The 16,737-nt window shown below is 65.6% G+C and carries 14 protein-coding genes and 1 pseudogene; 9 read left to right on the top strand and 6 right to left on the bottom strand.

The window, feature by feature from the left end; all coding sequences use genetic code 11:
- Positions 1–13: 13 nt before the first annotated feature.
- Positions 14–634, bottom strand: a complete 621-nt coding sequence (locus tag HTS88_RS01160) for an L-threonylcarbamoyladenylate synthase (protein WP_174174631.1) — start codon at positions 632–634, stop codon at positions 14–16.
- Positions 635–764: 130 nt separating this feature from the next.
- On the opposite strand from HTS88_RS01160, the gene HTS88_RS01155 reads away from it, so the two are divergent.
- The 6 genes from HTS88_RS01155 to HTS88_RS01130 all read left to right on the top strand — a co-directional run bounded on the left by HTS88_RS01155 (position 765) and on the right by HTS88_RS01130 (position 4,816).
- Positions 765–1,205 carry a VOC family protein gene (locus HTS88_RS01155; protein ID WP_174174629.1) on the top strand — a complete coding sequence of 147 codons (441 nt, stop codon included), beginning with the start codon at positions 765–767 and terminating at the stop codon, positions 1,203–1,205.
- Positions 1,206–1,284: 79 nt separating this feature from the next.
- Entirely contained in the window at positions 1,285–1,971 is a 687-nt protein-coding gene (locus HTS88_RS01150) for a hypothetical protein (RefSeq protein ID WP_174174627.1), read from the top strand.
- A 19-nt stretch (positions 1,972–1,990) separates the two neighbouring features.
- Entirely contained in the window at positions 1,991–2,497 is a 507-nt protein-coding gene (locus tag HTS88_RS01145) for an HAD domain-containing protein (RefSeq protein WP_174174625.1), read from the top strand.
- Positions 2,498–2,650: 153 nt separating this feature from the next.
- Positions 2,651–3,904: an inorganic phosphate transporter gene (locus tag HTS88_RS01140; protein ID WP_174174623.1), complete on the top strand. Its 1,254-nt coding sequence runs from the start codon at positions 2,651–2,653 to the stop codon at positions 3,902–3,904.
- Positions 3,901–4,122 carry a hypothetical protein gene (locus tag HTS88_RS01135; protein WP_066275545.1) on the top strand — a complete coding sequence of 74 codons (222 nt, stop codon included), beginning with the start codon at positions 3,901–3,903 and terminating at the stop codon, positions 4,120–4,122. Before HTS88_RS01140 ends, HTS88_RS01135 begins: the two co-directional genes overlap by 4 nt.
- Before the next feature lie 133 nt (positions 4,123–4,255).
- Positions 4,256–4,816: a dihydrofolate reductase family protein gene (locus HTS88_RS01130; protein ID WP_174174622.1), complete on the top strand. Its 561-nt coding sequence runs from the start codon at positions 4,256–4,258 to the stop codon at positions 4,814–4,816.
- A gap of 53 nt (positions 4,817–4,869) precedes the next feature.
- On the opposite strand, the pseudogene HTS88_RS01125 reads toward HTS88_RS01130, so the two are convergent.
- A pseudogene (locus HTS88_RS01125) lies at positions 4,870–6,484 on the bottom strand (HNH endonuclease signature motif containing protein).
- Between the two features lie 650 nt (positions 6,485–7,134).
- Complete coding sequence (locus tag HTS88_RS01120) at positions 7,135–7,644, bottom strand: hotdog fold thioesterase (RefSeq protein ID WP_174174620.1); 510 nt, start codon at positions 7,642–7,644, stop codon at positions 7,135–7,137.
- A gap of 193 nt (positions 7,645–7,837) precedes the next feature.
- Between HTS88_RS01120 and polA the strand changes: the two genes are divergently transcribed.
- Positions 7,838–10,522, top strand: coding sequence for a DNA polymerase I (polA, locus tag HTS88_RS01115; protein ID WP_174174799.1), 2,685 nt, complete (start codon positions 7,838–7,840; stop codon positions 10,520–10,522).
- A 92-nt stretch (positions 10,523–10,614) separates the two neighbouring features.
- Here the strand turns inward: polA and HTS88_RS01110 are convergent, their stop codons facing one another.
- Positions 10,615–12,072, bottom strand: a complete 1,458-nt coding sequence (locus HTS88_RS01110) for an APC family permease (protein WP_174174618.1) — start codon at positions 12,070–12,072, stop codon at positions 10,615–10,617.
- 232 nt (positions 12,073–12,304) lie between these two features.
- Here HTS88_RS01110 and HTS88_RS01105 point away from each other — a divergent pair, with 232 nt between their 5' ends.
- Together HTS88_RS01105 and rpsA are read left to right on the top strand one after the other, a co-directional pair.
- Positions 12,305–13,621 carry a GNAT family N-acetyltransferase gene (locus HTS88_RS01105; protein WP_174174616.1) on the top strand — a complete coding sequence of 439 codons (1,317 nt, stop codon included), beginning with the start codon at positions 12,305–12,307 and terminating at the stop codon, positions 13,619–13,621.
- Between the two features lie 233 nt (positions 13,622–13,854).
- On the top strand, positions 13,855–15,333 hold the full coding sequence (gene rpsA / locus HTS88_RS01100; protein ID WP_013600871.1) for a 30S ribosomal protein S1: 1,479 nt from the start codon (positions 13,855–13,857) through the stop codon (positions 15,331–15,333).
- Between the two features lie 118 nt (positions 15,334–15,451).
- Here rpsA and HTS88_RS01095 read toward each other — a convergent pair whose 3' ends face one another.
- Positions 15,452–15,970 (bottom strand): GNAT family N-acetyltransferase, encoded by a 519-nt coding sequence (locus tag HTS88_RS01095; protein WP_174174614.1) that lies wholly within the window; start codon positions 15,968–15,970, stop codon positions 15,452–15,454.
- On the bottom strand, positions 15,954–16,643 hold the full coding sequence (locus HTS88_RS01090; RefSeq protein ID WP_343044856.1) for an IMPACT family protein: 690 nt from the start codon (positions 16,641–16,643) through the stop codon (positions 15,954–15,956). Before HTS88_RS01090 ends, HTS88_RS01095 begins: the two co-directional genes overlap by 17 nt.
- Positions 16,644–16,737 lie beyond the last annotated feature (94 nt).

Below are 16,737 nucleotides of genomic sequence, written 5' to 3'. Positions count from 1 at the left end.
AGAACCGGGCCGTCTATTCGAAGCGGGACGGGTCGCCGGTTCCGCGCCGGACCACTTCTGCCACCCCGGAGGAGTAGTCGATCACGGTGGTGGGTTCGGAACCGCAATCGCCAGCGTCGATCACGGCGTCCACCTGGTGGTCCAGGCGTTCCTTGATTTCCCACCCCTGGGTCAGCGGATCCTCCTCGTCGGGCAGCAGCAGGGTGCTTGAGAGCAGCGGCTCGCCCAGTTCTGCCAGCAGCGCCTGGACCACGCGGTTGTCCGGGATCCTCACACCCACGGTCTTCTTCTTGGGATGCAGCAGGCGCTTGGGAACTTCCTTCGTTGCCGGAAGGATGAAGGTGTAGCCGCCCGGGGTGACTGCCTTGATGCTGCGGAAGACATCGTTCCCGATGTTCACGAACTGTCCCAGCTGGGCAAAGTCCCGGCAGACCAGCGTGAAGTGGTGCTTGTCGTCCAGCCGGCGGATGCTCCTGATCCGGTCGAGGGCGTCCCGGTTGCCCACCTGGGCGCCCAGCGCATAGCAGGAATCCGTGGGGTAGGCGATCAGGCCGCCGTCGAGCACTATCTTGACCGCCTGGGTGATGGCGCGCGGCTGGGGGTCCTGGGGGTGAACGTCAAAGTATCTGGCCATGCCCCAGAGCCTACGGCCCAGCCGGACTCTTGTGCACCACCCGTCCCTTTCCCCTACCACCGGCACCTGCTTTGAGGCAGGATGGTGACTGGTTCCACCATGTCCCGTCCCCACGCCAAGGAGATCCATCATGCCGACCACCCTCAATCCCTACCTCAGCTTCCGCGACAACGCCCGCGAAGCGATGAACTTCTACCAGTCCGTCTTCGGCGGGGAGTTGACCCTGAGCACTTTCGGGGAGTTCCAGGCCAGCGACGATCCTGCGGAGTCGGAGAAGATCATGCACGGCATGCTCACCACCAGCAAAGGGATGGTGCTGATGGGCGCCGACACGCCGAACAGCATGGGGTATACGCCCGGGGCGTCCATTTCCATCTCCCTCAGCGGAGACGATGAAGCAGAACTCCGCGGCTACTACGAGAAGCTCAGCGGCGACGGCGGAACGGTGACCGTGCCCATGGAGCAGTCGCCGTGGGGTGACATTTTCGGCATGTGCACGGACCGCTTTGGCGTGGCCTGGCTGATCAACGTCAACAGCGCCCAGGGCGCCGCGGGAACTCCCCAGGGCTGATCCGCCGCCCGGCGTGTGCCGTTTCCTGGGGTGGAGGCGGGTTCTTGAGGAGGGTGCCGGGCGGTGCGAGGATTGACGCGTGGAATCCCTCTTTGAGTTCCTGGACGATAAATGGTGGCTGGTCTTCCCCGCGATGGCCTTTGCCGGGCATTGGACCAACTCCCTGCGCAAGGCTGGCGAACGGCGGCACCGGCGAAAAGTGGAGCTGTACACGCTCAGGAACCAGTCCCGCGAACTCGAAAGGGCCTCGGCAGCGGACGTTGAAGCGCTTGTTGCCACCCACGACGCCATCAATAAGCGCTGGCTGGATTATGAGCTGGACGTGGGGAAGCTCATCGATTTTCCGCTCATGACCGATGTCCGCGAACCGCTCACTGTCGCCTTCCTCCGGGCGAAGAGGGAGGCGGACGGCCAGCGCCCGGATTCCCCGGAGGACATGACCTCGCCCTCGCGGCTGGAAGCCTACCGGAAGGCGGTCAACAGCTTCGCGGTGGCGCTGGACGTGGCCGAACGTGAAGCCCTCCGGATCAGGGACAGCAAGTTCACCGGCCCGGAACGCGAACGCCTTGCCACTGCCCGGCAGTTGCTGAGGATCGCCGGGGACCATGCCGCAACGCCAGCCGAGCGGCAGGCAGCCTATAAGCGCGCCCGCCGCGAACTCGATGGCCTCATCGTCCTGCCCGATGCCACCCTTGCCGCCCTGGAACGGCAGGCAGCGCCAGGGCTTGACGCCGGCCGGGAACCGTCCGATTTCCGCCACCGCTAGGTTCCCTGGACCACCGGCCGTGACCCGCACGCTCTATATCGACGTCGACGGCGTTATCTGTCCTTTCGGACCGGAAGGCGCCAGCGGCTGGGGAACCGGCTGGAAAAATTCCACCGCGGGGCTCCTGCCCGTGGCCTACGCGCCGGAACTGGTGGACGCGCTCAACAGGATCGCCGCCACGCCAGGGGTGCGGTGCGTCTGGCTCACCAGCTGGGAAGAACTCGCCCCGCAGTACCTGTGCCCGGCCATCGGCCTGGACGGGGCACGGTGGCCCTACCTGACGGCGGATGGAGCGGGTACGGGCGCCGGCTGGTGGAAGCTTGCGGCCATTCAGGACGATGTGGAGGAGACCGGCCCGGAAGCCGTGGCGTGGATTGACGACCAGCTCGCATTCGAGGCAGAAGCGCAGTCCTGGGCCAGGCTCCTGGACCGCCGGATCCTGGCCCTGTCCCCGGACCCGCGGCGCGGAATCTCGCCCGCCGAACTGCAGCGGGTGCAGTCATTTCTGGTGCGGCCGTTGTTTTGACCTGATGCCGGGGACGCGTACGATCGATAAGGTTTCACGCCGGTTGTGTTAACGCCACAGGTCATTCCAAGCGAACAGCTGGTGAATTATGCTGTGCAAGGCAGCCGGGGGAGATGAAACTGCTGAACGTCGACTCTGCAGATTGGGCAACAGGTGGATATCACCTTCATGGTGGCGCTGGTCATCGCACTGGCACTATTTTTCGACTTCACGAACGGCTTCCATGACACCGCGAATGCCATGGCCACGCCCATTGCAACCGGTGCCATCAAGCCGAAGACCGCGGTGACCCTGGCGGCCATCCTGAACCTCGTGGGCGCGTTCCTGTCCACCGAGGTGGCCAAGACGGTCTCCGGCGGAATCATCCGGGAAGGGTCGGACGGGATCCAGATCACCCCGGACATTATTTTCGCCGGCCTCATGGGCGCCATCCTCTGGAACATGATCACGTGGCTTAAGGGCCTGCCGTCGAGTTCCTCGCACGCGCTGTTCGGCGGTCTGATCGGCGCCGCGATCGCCGGCATCGGCTTCAACTCGATCAACCTCGAGGGCCTGATGCAAAAGGTCATCCTCCCCGCCATCTTCGCTCCGCTGATCGCCGGCATTGTCGCCTACATCTGCACGCGGCTGGCATACGCCCTGACGTCCCGGCATGATCCGGAGACCGGCAGCAAGCTCACCCAGAAGCGCGGCGGTTTCCGTACCGGACAGATCTTCACCTCAAGCCTGGTAGCCCTGGCCCACGGCACCAACGATGCCCAGAAGACCATGGGCATCATCACCCTGGTGCTGATCGCCGCCGGCACCCAGGAACCCGGATCCGGTCCCCAGTTCTGGGTGATTGCCGCGTGCGCCTTCGCCATCGCCGTGGGCACCTACGCCGGCGGATGGCGCATCATCCGTACCATGGGTGCCGGCCTCACCGAAGTGAAGCCCGCCCAGGGTTTCGCGGCCGAGACCAGCACCGCGTCCGCGATTCTTGCGTCCTCGCACCTCGGCTTTGCGCTCTCCACTACCCAGGTGGCCTCCGGTTCCGTGATCGGATCCGGCATGGGCCGGAAGGGAACCAGCGTCCGCTGGAGCATGGTGGGCAAGATCGCCCTTGGCTGGCTGTTCACTCTTCCGGCCGCAGGCATTGTGGGGGCGCTGACCGCCCTGCTGGTCAAGACCGGTGTGATCGGCGTCCTGATCGCCGCCGTTGCCGGCACGGCAGCTGTCCTCTTTATGTTCTTTTACTCTCGCAAGTCCGCCGTCGGCCACCACAACGCCATCGAGGTGGAGGAAGCCGGCCAGGCCGTGCGCTTCGCCAAAAAGAAGGCCATGGCGCGTGCGCGCGCCCACGCCAAAGCCAAGGCCCAGGCAAAGGCTGACGCTGACGCCAACAACCAGAAGGAGACTCAGCGATGAAGTGGTTGGAACTCCTGACCGTTGCCGGCGCCACCCTGGCGGCCGCGGTTACAGTTGTGGTCCTCTACTCGCTCGGCGTTCGGCTCACCGCCATCGCCGCTGACGTCCAGCAGACGTCCCCGGGTATCAAGCGGTCGCTTGCCTACATTTGCTTCGGCCTGTGCAGCCTGGCGGTTCTTTTCGGCCTGTACCTGATCATTCCGTACTTCTCCGGCTGACCAGGCCCCTTTCGCTTCCCCAGCTCGACGCCGGCAGTGCCCTAAACGGTCTGGCGTGAGCCGGTTTCTGCCCACCCGTTTCTGGTCCAGCCAGTCTCTGGCAGGCTCTGGCGTGGTTGGCTAGGCTTGGCCCATGCCTCGCATCCAGTACTACGTCGCCGCCTCCCTGGACGGCTTCATTGCCACCCCCACTGATGACCTGGACTGGCTCCTGCAGTTCGACGGGTTCGAAGGCGGCAAGGAAAGCTACGAGTCGTTCATGGCGGATGTGGGCTGCATCGTCATGGGCGGAGAAACCTACTCCTGGCTTCTGGAGCACGAACCGGACAACTGGCCTTACCCCGGCACGCCGTCCTACGTGTTCACCCATCATGAGTATCCGGTCCCGGCAGGCGCTGACATCACGTTCGTCCGCGGGGATGTCACCGAGTTCGCAGCGGACTTTGAACGGGACGCGGGCGGCAGGAACGTCTGGGTGGTGGGCGGCGGCAACCTTGCCGCGCAGTTCGCCGCCGCCGGCCTGCTCCACGAAATTATCCTGTCCGTGATACCCGTCGTATTGGGAAGCGGCAAGCGGCTGCTCCCTTTGGAAGGGCCGACGCCGCCGCTCGAGCTGGTTGCCTCCCGCACCATGGGCAGGGGCATCGTTGAGCTGCGGTACCTTTTGGATGGCAGCGTGGCCAGCGGCACATAGGTCAACGACGTAAAACGGTCGGCATGCAGATCAATGACCGCGCAGCCGCCCGGTCAGCCGCTGCCATAGAAGAACTCCTCCAGCTCGACTTCTGCCTGGGATAGCCCGCGATGAAGCAGATCCGCGGGGCGGTGTGCCTGCCCTCTGTGACGTTCCCGGCGCTGCTCACCGGGTTTCAGGTGCGCGGGCATGGCGGACAGGGCAGACTCCGGCCAGTGGGGTGGTTCCCAGTCCTGGTGTTCGCTTTTGTACTGGCGGCCGGTGGGTGATGTCCAGCCGGGAGGTTGGTTTTTGGTGGCTGGTGTTGGGGTCCAGCCGCTGGTGTGCCGGAGTTTGTGGTGTTTTGGGCAGGGTTGTCCGAGGTTGCTGATTCCGGTGGTGCCGCCGTGGTGCCAGGCGAGGAGGTGGTCTGCCTCGTTATCCAAAGAGCTGTTGCTGCAGCCGGGGAAGGGGCATTTGCCGTCGCGCAGCCGGAGCCAGTTCCGCATGGCTTTGGTGACCCGGTAGCTGGTGCGCCCGATTTCCAGCGGGGCGCCGTCCCGCGGGTCAATCAGGACGCGGTGGAACGAATCGGCGCCGTTGGCGACCAGGTCCCTCGCCATGGAGGCTGGGATGGGTCCGTATCCGTCGAGCATTTGCTGGTTCGTCGGTCAGGCCCATGAGGGCGAAGACCGGGACGGTGACGAGGACCTGGGCCCGGATCGACGACGACGGGGCGGGATCCGTTCCTGCATCTGCCCCGCTGCTGGTATCTGCCGCGGCGCTGGTGCCTGCCGCGACGCTGGTGTCTGCCGCGACGCTGGTATCTGCAGGAATGCCGGGACTGTCGGCTCTCCCGTGGTTGCTGCCACTGTTGGTGCCGCTGGTGAGGATGGCTTCGGCGAATTTGTCGGTCCGGAGTTGGGTGAGGGTGCGGGGTTCGGTGGGTCCTTGTGCGGCGCGGGAGAGGGCGTTGAGCCGGTTCCAGCCTGCCAGCGCCTGGTGCGCGGGCAAACAAGCGGAGAGCCAGGCCATGCCGTCTTGGTCAGGCCGGTATTCGACCCGCCGGTCCGCCGCGGCCTTGGTATGGCGTTTCCCGATGGATTCGGTGTGGTGGCGTTCGCGCCAGGTGCGGGCTTTGTGTTTGAACCGGTGAGCGGGCATCTCCCCGATCGTGGCTGCGGCGGCTGGTCGTGGTGTGTGCGGGTCCAGGAAGTGGGCTTCCAGGGCGGCGGCGCCGGCGGGGTCGAGGGTGGCTGCCTCGTCCACCATGACCCGGGCGTGTTGCCAGGAGATCGTGCCGGCGTGGAGGGCCGCGAGGGTCAGGGGCAGGGTGGTGGTCAGTGCGTGGGATGCGGACAGGAACGTGCTGGCGGCCCGCGGCCCGAGGGCCAGCACGCACCCGATTTCGGCGGCCACGGCCATTTCCTGTGCCGGCACCGGCATTCCGGGAGGGGCCAGGGCGTGGGCGGTGTCGGCGTATTTCATGGCAGCGCGGGCCTTCAGCCCCGCCACGCCGGCTTCCACCGCCGCCGCACCGGCGAGGATGTCCAGGCTCCCGTCTGCCAGTCCGGCTAAGGGATCGGCAGCGGAGAACGGCTCCGAACCGCGCCCGTCCACCTCCGCATCGAGCACGGCAAGGGCGGCCCTGATCTCCGCAAACGCCCTCGCCACCGCTTCCCTGCCCATAAACCCATCCTGCCAAGGGGGTCCGACAATGAGGCGGACAGCCCACGGCGGAGATTTCCTCAGCGGCTTTGCCACCGGAAATCGCCAATCCTGCCCCGCCTGCTGGCGCCCAGGTGACCCTGGCGGACCCTGATTGAGCCGGGAGCCGGGAGCCAGGGGTCGGGAGCCGGTGGGCTCTATAGCGGCGGCAGCGCCACGGTAGTTTCGCCAAACAGGAGTGTTACCTGACCCGAACTGTCTATCCCGGTTGGAGTCCTGATGATGTAGGTGCGCGGCGCCATGTCGGCTGTGCAGTTGGGTCCGCCGCGGGTGTCGAGGCCCAGTTTAATGGTGTGAGGATCGGCAACGTCGATGGAGGACGGAAACGCAGGGCAGCTCGAACTGCCGGCCAGCACAATGGCGAACCTGGCGCCGTCGTCCAGCCAGCCTGCCGTCGGAAAAGGGTATGCAAGATCCCGGCCGGAGGAGTCTGGCTTGGCAGTGATTGCCTGAGCTGGGAGCCCGCCCGCGTGCTCAGATTCAGCAACTGACGCAGGTGCAGCGGAACACGCGGTCAGCAGCAAAGAGACACCGGCAATCCAGGTTCCGCTGACCCTGCGCATACGTTCAGGTTAAGGGGCCTCCGTGTGCATCGTCACTGTCAGCCGTCCTTAGTCGTCCCCTGCAACGGACTGACCCGCCGCTTTTGGACGGGGCTCGGGGATGTTGTCCCGGATCATATTGGTGATGCGTGCCGTGGACAGCCGCCTGCCCTGCTCGTCTGTCATCACGATCTCATGGGTGGCCAGGGTCCGGCCCAGATGGATGGCTGTGCACGTTCCCGTCACGGTTCCGGTGGAGATGGAGCGGTGATGGGTGGCGTTGACCTCGATGCCCACCGCATGGCGGCCCGGCCCGGCATGCATCCCGGCGGCGAAGGATCCCAGTGTTTCGGCGAGCACCACGTGCGCCCCGCCGTGCAGGATTCCCGCGACCTGCGTGTTGCCCTCCACCGGCATGGTGGCAACGCTGCGCCCGGGGCTCATCTCCTGGAACCGGATCCCCATTTTCACCACCAGGGCGCCGATCCCGAACTGCCCAAGCCAGGCATGCAGGTGCTCAGGGATGCCGGCGGCGGAAAGCTCTTCGGCGAAGGGGCCGGGCGTGAAATTGTCCATCATGGCAACTAGGCTGGCACCTGTGAGTGAAACAACCAAACCGGCCCCTTTCCCGTCCCAAACCCTGCAGGAGGACAACGCCCCGCAGGGCTCAACCGCCCTCCAGGACGCTGCAGTCGGGGAAGGTGCAGGTCAGGACAACGTTGGGGTCCCGGCCGGCGGGTCCGTTTCAGCGACCGCCGCCCCCGTAGTCCCCATGACCGGCCAGCCGCGGCTGCTCGTCCTGGACGGCCACTCCATGGCATTCCGCGCTTTTTTCGCGCTGCCTGCGGACAAGTTCTCAACCACCAACGGGCAGCACACCAACGCCATCCACGGATTCACCTCCATGCTGATCAACCTCATCAAGGAGCAGCAGCCAACCCACATCGCCGTGGCCTTCGACGTCTCCGACGAGTCCACCCACCGCAAGACCGAGTACAGCGAATACAAGGGTGGCCGGAACGAAACCCCCCGGGAGATGAACAACCAGATTGACCTCATTGGGCAGGTCATGGAGGCCTGGGGCATCAAGACCATCAAAATGCCCGGTTATGAGGCTGATGACATCCTGGCCACCCTCGCCGCCATGGGTGAAAAGGCCGGGTACGAGGTACTGCTGGTGTCGGGGGACCGGGACGCATTCCAGCTCATCACGGACAACGTCTTTGTGCTGTACCCCAAAAAGGGCGTCAGCGATATTCCGCGGATGGATGCCGCCGCCATCGAGGCAAAGTACTTCGTCAGCCCCGGCAGGTACTCCGACCTCGCCGCACTGGTGGGCGAAACCGCGGACAACCTCCCGGGCGTGCCCGGCGTCGGACCGAAGACCGCAGCCAAGTGGATCAACCTCTACGGGGGACTCGAGGGCGTCCTGGAACACCTGGATTCCATTGGCGGCAAGGTGGGCGACGCGCTGCGCGAGAACGTCGACGCCGTGAAGCGGAACCGCCGGCTGAACCAGCTCCACACGGACCTTGAACTCCCCGTCACACTCGATGACCTGTACCAGCCGCGCCCTGACCAGGCAGCACTCGAGGACCTCTTCGACAAACTTGAATTCAAGACCATCCGCAACAGGCTCTTCGCGCTGTACGGCGATGAGGACAAGCCGGCCGCCGAGCGGGAGAGCATCGACACTCCCGAGTACGTCACCCCGGGTGACGCCGCGGAACTGTCCGCGTTCCTGGCCGCGGGCGCCGGACAACGCTCCGCCCTCGCGGTAGACCTCATCCCCGGCCGCATCGGCGAGGACGCCGCAGCGCTGGCCATCGTACGGAACGGCGCCGCCGCCTACATTGACCTGTCCGGACAGGATGCCGAGACGGAGAACGTCCTGGCTGCCTGGCTGCGCGACCCCGGCGCTCCGAAAGTCATGCACGGCTTCAAGGCCGCCCTCAAAGCCCTGAGTTCCCGTGGGCTGGAGCTGGACGGCGTCGTGGACGATACCTCCATCTCCGGCTACCTCATCCAGCCCGACCGGCGCACCTATGAACTCGCCGAGCTGGCCCAGCACCACCTGAACGTGGGTATCCCTGGCGCAACAGCCAAGGCAGGGCAGCTGGAGCTCTCCTTCGACGGCGAGGACGATGCCGCCGCCGACGCGCTGGTCCAGGCCGCCGCCGTCGTCCTTGCCCTCAGCAGCTACTTCGAATCGGAACTGAAGGAGCGCCGGGCCGAGGAACTCCTGTCCACGCTGGAGCTGCCCGTCAGCCGGGTCCTTGCGGACATGGAACTCGCCGGCATCGGCATCGACATGGCACGCATGGACGACCAGCTCGCCGACCTTGCCAGGGTCATCGACCAGGCGCAGGAGCAGGCCTTTGCGGCGATCGGCCACGAGGTCAACCTGGGCTCGCCCAAGCAGCTCCAGACTGTCCTGTTCGAGGAACTCCAGCTGCCCAAGACCAAGAAGATCAAGTCGGGCTACACCACGGACGCGGCCTCGCTGAAGAACCTGCTGGAAAAGACCGGGCACGAGTTCCTGGTGCAGCTGATGGCCCACCGCGAGGCCGCCAAGCTGCGCCAGATGCTTGAATCCCTGAAGAAATCGGTGGCAGAGGACGGCCGCATCCACACCACGTACGCGCAGAACGTGGCAGCAACGGGCCGGATCTCCTCCAACAACCCCAACCTGCAGAACATCCCCATCCGCAGCGAGGAAGGCCGGCGCGTCCGGGGCATCTTCGTGGTGGGGGAGGGTTACGAATGCCTGCTGTCCGCGGACTACTCGCAGATTGAGATGCGCATCATGGCGCACCTGTCCGGCGACCAGGGCCTCATCCAGGCCTACAAGGACGGCGAGGACCTGCACCGGTTCGTCGGCTCGAACATCTTCCACGTGCCCACCGAAGAGGTCACCAGCGCCATGCGCTCGAAGGTGAAGGCCATGTCCTATGGCCTGGCCTACGGCCTGACGTCCTTCGGCCTGTCCAAGCAGCTGGAGATCTCCGTCGATGAAGCACGGACCCTCATGAAGGACTACTTCGACCGGTTCGGCGCCGTCCGCGACTACCTTCGCGGCGTCGTCGACCAGGCCCGCGTGGACGGCTACACGGCCACCATCGAGGGACGCCGGCGGTACCTGCCGGACCTGACCAGCACGGACAGGCAGCTGCGCGAAAACGCCGAACGCATCGCACTGAACAGCCCCATCCAGGGCTCGGCCGCGGACATCATCAAGCGTGCCATGCTCGGTGTCCACGCTGAATTGAAGGCCCAGGGGCTGAAGTCACGGATGCTGCTGCAGGTCCATGACGAACTCGTCCTGGAAGTCGCCACCGGCGAACGCGCCGCCGTGGAGAAACTGGTCACCGAGCAGATGGCTGCCGCGGCGGACCTGAGCGTTCCGCTTGAGGTCCAGATCGGCGTCGGACCCAGCTGGTACGACGCCGGGCACTAAGCCCACGCGCAAGGCAAAAAGAGGTGGGACGGACAACCGTCCCACCTCTTTCACGTTGTCAGCAAGGCCCTGCCGCAGGGCAGGGCCTGCCGTCAGCTGTTCCTTGTTGCCTCCCGCCGCTGCCTCAGCCGCTCCAGCAGGTCGTGCTCAGCGTCCTCGCCGGGAGCGATGCCGGACGGGATGCGGAACAGCAGGACCGCCCCGAGCATCCACCAGAGGCCGAACAGGATCCACGGCGGCGGGGTGAGGGCTGCGGGCATGCCCGGCATGTAGAGGCTAAGCAGTCCCAGGCAGAGAACCACCGCGGCAACGCCGATCATGATGCCGCCGTTGCCCTGGCCGCCCACGCGGAGCGGGCGGTCCATCCCGGGCTCGCGCCGGCGCAGGATCACGAACACCACAGAGACCAGGATGTAGGCGATAACGATGCTGGGCGCTCCCGAATCCACAAGCCAGCCGAGCATCGATACGCCGAAGAACGGCGCAACAAAGGACAGCACGCCGATGAACAGGAGCGCGTTGACCGGCGTGCGGTACTTCGGATGCAGTTTGGCGAACCACGCGGGCAGCATCCCGGACCGTGCCATCGAGAACATCAGGCGCGAGGCACCCAGGAGCAGCGAGTTCCAGGAGGTCAGGATTCCCGCGATTCCACCGGCAATCAGGATCTTGGCCATCACGTCACTGCCGAACAGCGCACCCATGGCATCGGCTGTTGCAATGTCCGCCTGTGCTATCTCGCCCGCGGGCATCGCCGAGGACGTGGTCAGGACCGTCATGACGTACCAGATCGTTGCGAGGATGACGGCGACGACGACGAGCCTGCCTATCTGCCGTGCCGGAATGTCCACTTCTTCGGCTGACTGCGGGATGACGTCGAAGCCCACGAACAGGAACGGAACCACCACCAGGACGGCGAAGTAGCCGTTCAGGCCGCCCGTGAAGAAGGGCTCCATGTTCTTCGCCGAACCTCCAACGAAGGAACCGAACACCAGCATCAGGCCAATGACCAGCAGGAAAACCACTACGAACGTCTGGGCAACACCGGCAAGCTTCACCCCGAGGATGTTGATTCCGGTGATCACGACCGCTGCGACAGCCCCCACCAGCGCCCAGGTCAGGTGCACCTGATAGCCGGCCACTTCCCACAGGGGGATCTGGCTGAGGTTCGGGAAGAGGTATTGCGCAGTCCGGGGCAGCGCCACGGCCTCAAAGGCAACGATGGTGATGTACCCGCCGGTGATGGCCCAGGAGCCGATGAAGGACCACCGTGGGCCCATTCCGCGGAGCAGGAAGTTGTGTTCACCACCCGCCTTCGGCATGGCCGCGGTCAGCTCGGCGTAGGTGAGACCCACCACGCCCATGATGGCGCCACCGGTGATCATGGCCAGGACGGCCCCCATGGTCCCGGCTGACGCGATCCAGCCGCCGGTGAGGACCACCCAGCCGAAGCCGATCATGGCTCCGAATCCGAGCGCCAGGGCATCCCAGTTGCCCAGGACTTTCAGCAGGGATGCGTCCGGTGTTTGTTCTGCTTGAGAAACTTGCATGTGTCCTCGCTAGGGTCAGGTACTGCGGGCAGAAATGTCACGTGGGTCCAGACCGCGTGTCCCACGCATGTGAAGCACGTCACGTCCTGCTCCAACTTAGACCCACTGGGCTGGCAGCGCACTGCACATTGGCCCAGGATGCTGCGGCCGAAGTTGAACAGGATCCCGATGGCGGGTGCCTGCGGCGGTGCTGCGGCCGTGGCGCGTGGGTGACTGGTGAAGGCCGCCGGCCATGACTAGGCTCGTATCCGTGGCTGAACTGAGTGGCAACTATGAAATCCGGCGCTTCGGTGCTGTCTCCGAGGGCAAGGACGGGTACGCGGAGGCGGAAGCCTGGTCCCGTGCCGTGTCCTTCGGCTTCCATGAATCCACCAGGACTCCGGAGCACGTGGCAAAATCGCTCGCCACGTACGAAGCCGACCGCCGGGTGCTCACCGGCGTCTACCAGACTGGGGCGGTGGCGCCGTCCTCCCTGCCGGCAACGGTGCCGGTGGCCACCTTCGCCACCTTCCGCAAGACCCTCAATATCGGATTTGGCCGGATGCTCGAATCCCAGATGGTCACATCGGTGACGGTGCGCACGTCGCACCGGCGGCGGGGCCTCCTGCGGGCGATGATGAGCGAGGACCTGCGCCTCGCCAAGGATGACGGCATCGCCATGGCCGCCCTTACCGCCTCGGAAGGCACTATCTACGGCCGCTTCGGGTACGGCGTGGCCAGCTTTGAGCGCTCCGTCAAGGTGGACACCACTGCGCGCTTCAACCTCCGCCACCTGCCTGCCGGAAGCGTCGAGGTTGCCGATCCCAAAGCGCTGCTGCGCCTGGCCCCGGAGGTCTTCGAGCGGGTGCACCGGCTTACCCCCGGGTCCATGGGCAGGCAGGACTGGTACCGGCAGTTGGCCTCAGGGTCCCTGGGCCGTGACGGCAAGGAGGACCCGGCAATCAAAGTCGCGCTCCACTACGGCCCGGGCGGCGACATTGACGGCTACGTCTCCTACAAGTTCCTGGGCTGGGACACGGAGCCCTACACCGTGGAGGTCGTGGACCTGGTGGCGGCGGGCCATGACGCCTACCTGGAACTGTGGCAGTTCCTTGGCGCCATTGACCTCGTGGAACGCGTTTCATGGGACGAGGCGCCGGTTGACGACCCCCTGGCATGGGCACTCGACGATCCTCGCTGCATCGATTCGTCGGACAGTCGGGACATGCTGTGGCTCCGCATCCTCGATGCCCGCAAGGCGCTGGAAGCCCGGCACTACCCGGCGGATGGCCGGCTTGTTTTCGGCATTGCGGACCCGCTCGGCCTGACGGCAGGGAAGTACGCCCTGGACGTCGACGGCGGCCAGGCCGCCGTCGAGCGCCTGCCGGACACCGCCCAGGCGGACCTGGCGCTGGATGTCTCCGCCCTGTCCTCGATCTACCTGGGCGGGGTGTGTCCTGTCACGCTGGCCGCGGCAGGGCGGATCACCGAAAACACCCCCGGCGCCACCCTGAAAGCACGGCAGATGTTCGCGGTGGAACGGGCAACGCACTGCCTCACCCACTTCTGAGCCGCAGGGACGGGCTCACGCGGGGGCGCCGCTTTGACCCCTGTTGCGGGCAGCGACTAGAATAAACGGGCGTGTACTGCGTGTGCCTTTGCAGTCCATGCCACAGTAATCCACAAAAAATCAGGATGACCCGGAGGATCCGTCGGATTCACCGCGAATCGCGCCTGCGTTCCATAACGCGGGCGCGCCGGTTTGCCTGACCGACTAACTATCCACAACGGAGCCCCTACTACATGACCATCACCTCCACCGAGAAGCCCGGTACCCCCGTAGTCGCCATTAACGACATCGGTACCGCTGAGGACTTCCTCGCAGCAGTCGACGCCACCATCAAGTACTTCAACGACGGAGACCTCGTCGAAGGTACCGTCGTCAAGGTCGACCGCGATGAAGTCCTGCTCGACATCGGTTACAAGACCGAAGGTGTCATCCCCTCCCGCGAGCTGTCCATCAAGCACGACGTTGATCCCGGAGACGTCGTCTCCGTTGGCGATCAGGTCGAAGCCCTGGTGCTCACCAAGGAAGACAAAGAAGGCCGCCTGATCCTCTCCAAGAAGCGCGCTCAGTACGAGCGTGCCTGGGGCGACATCGAGAAGGTCAAGGAAGAAGACGGTGTTGTCACCGGTACCGTCATCGAGGTCGTCAAGGGTGGTCTTATCCTCGACATCGGCCTGCGCGGCTTCCTGCCCGCATCCCTCGTCGAGATGCGCCGTGTGCGCGACCTGGCTCCGTACATCGGCCAGCAGATCGAAGCCAAGATCATCGAGCTGGACAAGAACCGCAACAACGTTGTTCTGTCCCGCCGTGCATGGCTCGAGCAGACCCAGTCCGAGGTCCGCTCCACGTTCCTCAACAAGCTGGAAAAGGGCCAGGTCCGTCCCGGCGTCGTTTCCTCCATCGTCAACTTCGGTGCCTTCGTGGACCTGGGCGGCGTAGACGGCCTGGTTCACGTTTCCGAGCTGTCCTGGAAGCACATCGACCACCCGTCCGAGGTCGTCGAAGTTGGCCAGGAAGTCACCGTCGAGGTTCTTGAGGTCGACCTGGACCGCGAGCGCGTTTCCCTGTCGCTCAAGGCTACGCAGGAAGATCCGTGGCAGACCTTCGCCCGCACCCACGCCCTCGGCCAGGTTGTTCCGGGTAAGGTCACCAAGCTGGTTCCGTTCGGTGCGTTCGTCCGCGTCGAAGACGGCATCGAAGGCCTGGTCCACATCTCCGAGCTGGCTGTCCGCCACGTGGAGCTGGCCGAGCAGGTCGTCTCCGTTGGCGACGAGCTGTTCGTCAAGGTCATCGACATCGACCTGGAACGCCGCCGCATCTCGCTGTCCCTCAAGCAGGCCAACGAGGGCGTCGACGCCGACAGCACCGAATTCGATCCGGCTCTGTACGGCATGGCCGCAGAGTACGACGAAGAGGGCAACTACAAGTACCCCGAGGGCTTCGATCCCGAGTCCAACGAGTGGCTTGAAGGCTACGAGAACCAGCGCGCCGCCTGGGAGCAGCAGTACGCTGACGCCCAGACCCGCTGGGAAGCCCACAAGAAGCAGGTTGCCCAGCACGCTGCCGACGACGCTGCTGCTGCAACGTCCGGTGACAGCGATTCCGGCACCACCAGCTACTCCTCGGAGCCGGCTGCTGAGTCCAACGCCGGTGCAGGCACGCTTGCATCCGACGAGGCTCTCGCCGCCCTGCGCGAGAAGCTGACCGGCAACTAATTGCCCCCCCGGCCCGGCTTTTCCGGGCCACAGCAACAGACCCCCTGCCACAAGGCAGGGGGTCTGTTGCTTTAAGCAAAATGCCGGCCACCGCGCGTGGGGCGTCACCCAGCGCGCCTTAAAGTTCGACGACGGCGCGGACCGTCCCGTCGTCGTCGTGCGTCAGGACGGCCCCGGCTGAGGCCAGAATGCGCTGGGCGCCGACGTTTCCCGCAAGGGTGCGGGCAGTGACCCGGGAAAGTCCCGCCCTTCGCGCCTCCTCCAGCACCAGGCGCAACGCGGCGGCGCCAACGCCCCGGGACCGAAAGCTCCGGCCAAGCCAGATACCCGTATCGGCCACCGCTCCGGCGGGTCCGGATTCCGCGGTGCCGGACGGGATGCGCCGCAGCCGGATGGATCCGGCGAGGCTGCCATCGGCGAGAATACCCCACGTCTTCTCCCCGGCGAGGCCGTCCAAACCGTAGGCGGCGGCGCGGTGAAGCCCGAAGAACCAGGCCGTCCGCTCGGGATTCCAGCCGGGTCCGCCCAGCGGGGGAGCCACCTCATCGGGGGAGGCATCGCGTTTAGCCAAAGCAAGGAGCCTGTCCAGCACATCCTCATCCACGTCCACCAAGGACACCTCAGGGGAAGGGGACATCCACCCACTCCGTTCCCTTCGCCTCCAGCAAGGCACTGCCGGCAGTCAGCAACTGCACCCGCTCCGCGGCGTCCGCTATGGCGCCGGCGTTGTCCGGCACCGCCACCTGCAGGACGGTGTGCCGGGCTCCGTAGCTGGTTCCGGCCATCACCAGGTTTGCGGCCCGCAGGTCGTTTTCGAGCTTCCCGGCTGCGGCGTGCGGCACTTCCACCGAGCAGATCCGCAGGCGGCTGCGGCGGACCAGCGGCACGAGGTTAAGGGCCGAGGACACGGACTCGGAGTATGCCCGCACCAGTCCGCCCGCTCCGAGCAGGACACCGCCGAAGTAACGGACGACGACGGCGCTTACGTCGCTGAGGTCGGCCGCCCCCGGCGCCGTCTCCCTCTTGGCCAAAGCTTCCAGCATGGGAATGCCTGCTGTTCCGGACGGTTCGCCGTCGTCATTGGAGCGCTGGATGTCCCGGTCGGGTCCGATGATGAACGCCGAGCAGTGGTGCCGGGCGTCGTGGAACTCGCGGCGGAGGCCTGCCACCAAGTCCCGGGCAGCGTCCTCGCTGTCTGCCCGGCGCAGCACCGTGATGAACCGGGAACGCTTGATCTCCAGCTCATGGCGGAAATCGGAGCCCGCGGCCAGTGTGGTGTAGCTGGTGGCCCTGCTCTCTTCCCCTTGCACCCGCCCAAGTCTAGGCCCAGGGTCCCATGGCCCGGCAAGCCAGGGGTTGCCAACGCGTCCCCGGCGTGGCCAAGGCATTAAGAGTCAATTAAGG

The sequence above is a fragment of the Pseudarthrobacter oxydans genome (assembly GCF_013314975.1).
GTDB classification, from domain to species: Bacteria; Actinomycetota; Actinomycetes; order Actinomycetales; family Micrococcaceae; genus Arthrobacter; species Arthrobacter oxydans.
Note: the sequence above shows the minus strand (reverse complement) of the source record. Positions and strands in the feature narration are given on the sequence as shown.

Coding starts and splice junctions, on each gene's coding strand:
- HTS88_RS01110 (WP_174174618.1), bottom strand. CDS start 12,072: ATGCAAGTTTCTCAAGCAGAACAAACACCGGACGCATCCCTGCTGAAA.
- HTS88_RS01155 (WP_174174629.1), top strand. CDS start 765: ATGCCGACCACCCTCAATCCCTACCTCAGCTTCCGCGACAACGCCCGC.
- rpsA (WP_013600871.1), top strand. CDS start 13,855: ATGACCATCACCTCCACCGAGAAGCCCGGTACCCCCGTAGTCGCCATT.
- HTS88_RS01120 (WP_174174620.1), bottom strand. CDS start 7,644: ATGATGGACAATTTCACGCCCGGCCCCTTCGCCGAAGAGCTTTCCGCC.
- HTS88_RS01105 (WP_174174616.1), top strand. CDS start 12,305: ATGACTAGGCTCGTATCCGTGGCTGAACTGAGTGGCAACTATGAAATC.
- HTS88_RS01095 (WP_174174614.1), bottom strand. CDS start 15,970: ATGTCCCCTTCCCCTGAGGTGTCCTTGGTGGACGTGGATGAGGATGTG.
- polA (WP_174174799.1), top strand. CDS start 7,838: ATGACCGGCCAGCCGCGGCTGCTCGTCCTGGACGGCCACTCCATGGCA.
- HTS88_RS01130 (WP_174174622.1), top strand. CDS start 4,256: ATGCCTCGCATCCAGTACTACGTCGCCGCCTCCCTGGACGGCTTCATT.
- HTS88_RS01135 (WP_066275545.1), top strand. CDS start 3,901: ATGAAGTGGTTGGAACTCCTGACCGTTGCCGGCGCCACCCTGGCGGCC.
- HTS88_RS01160 (WP_174174631.1), bottom strand. CDS start 634: ATGGCCAGATACTTTGACGTTCACCCCCAGGACCCCCAGCCGCGCGCC.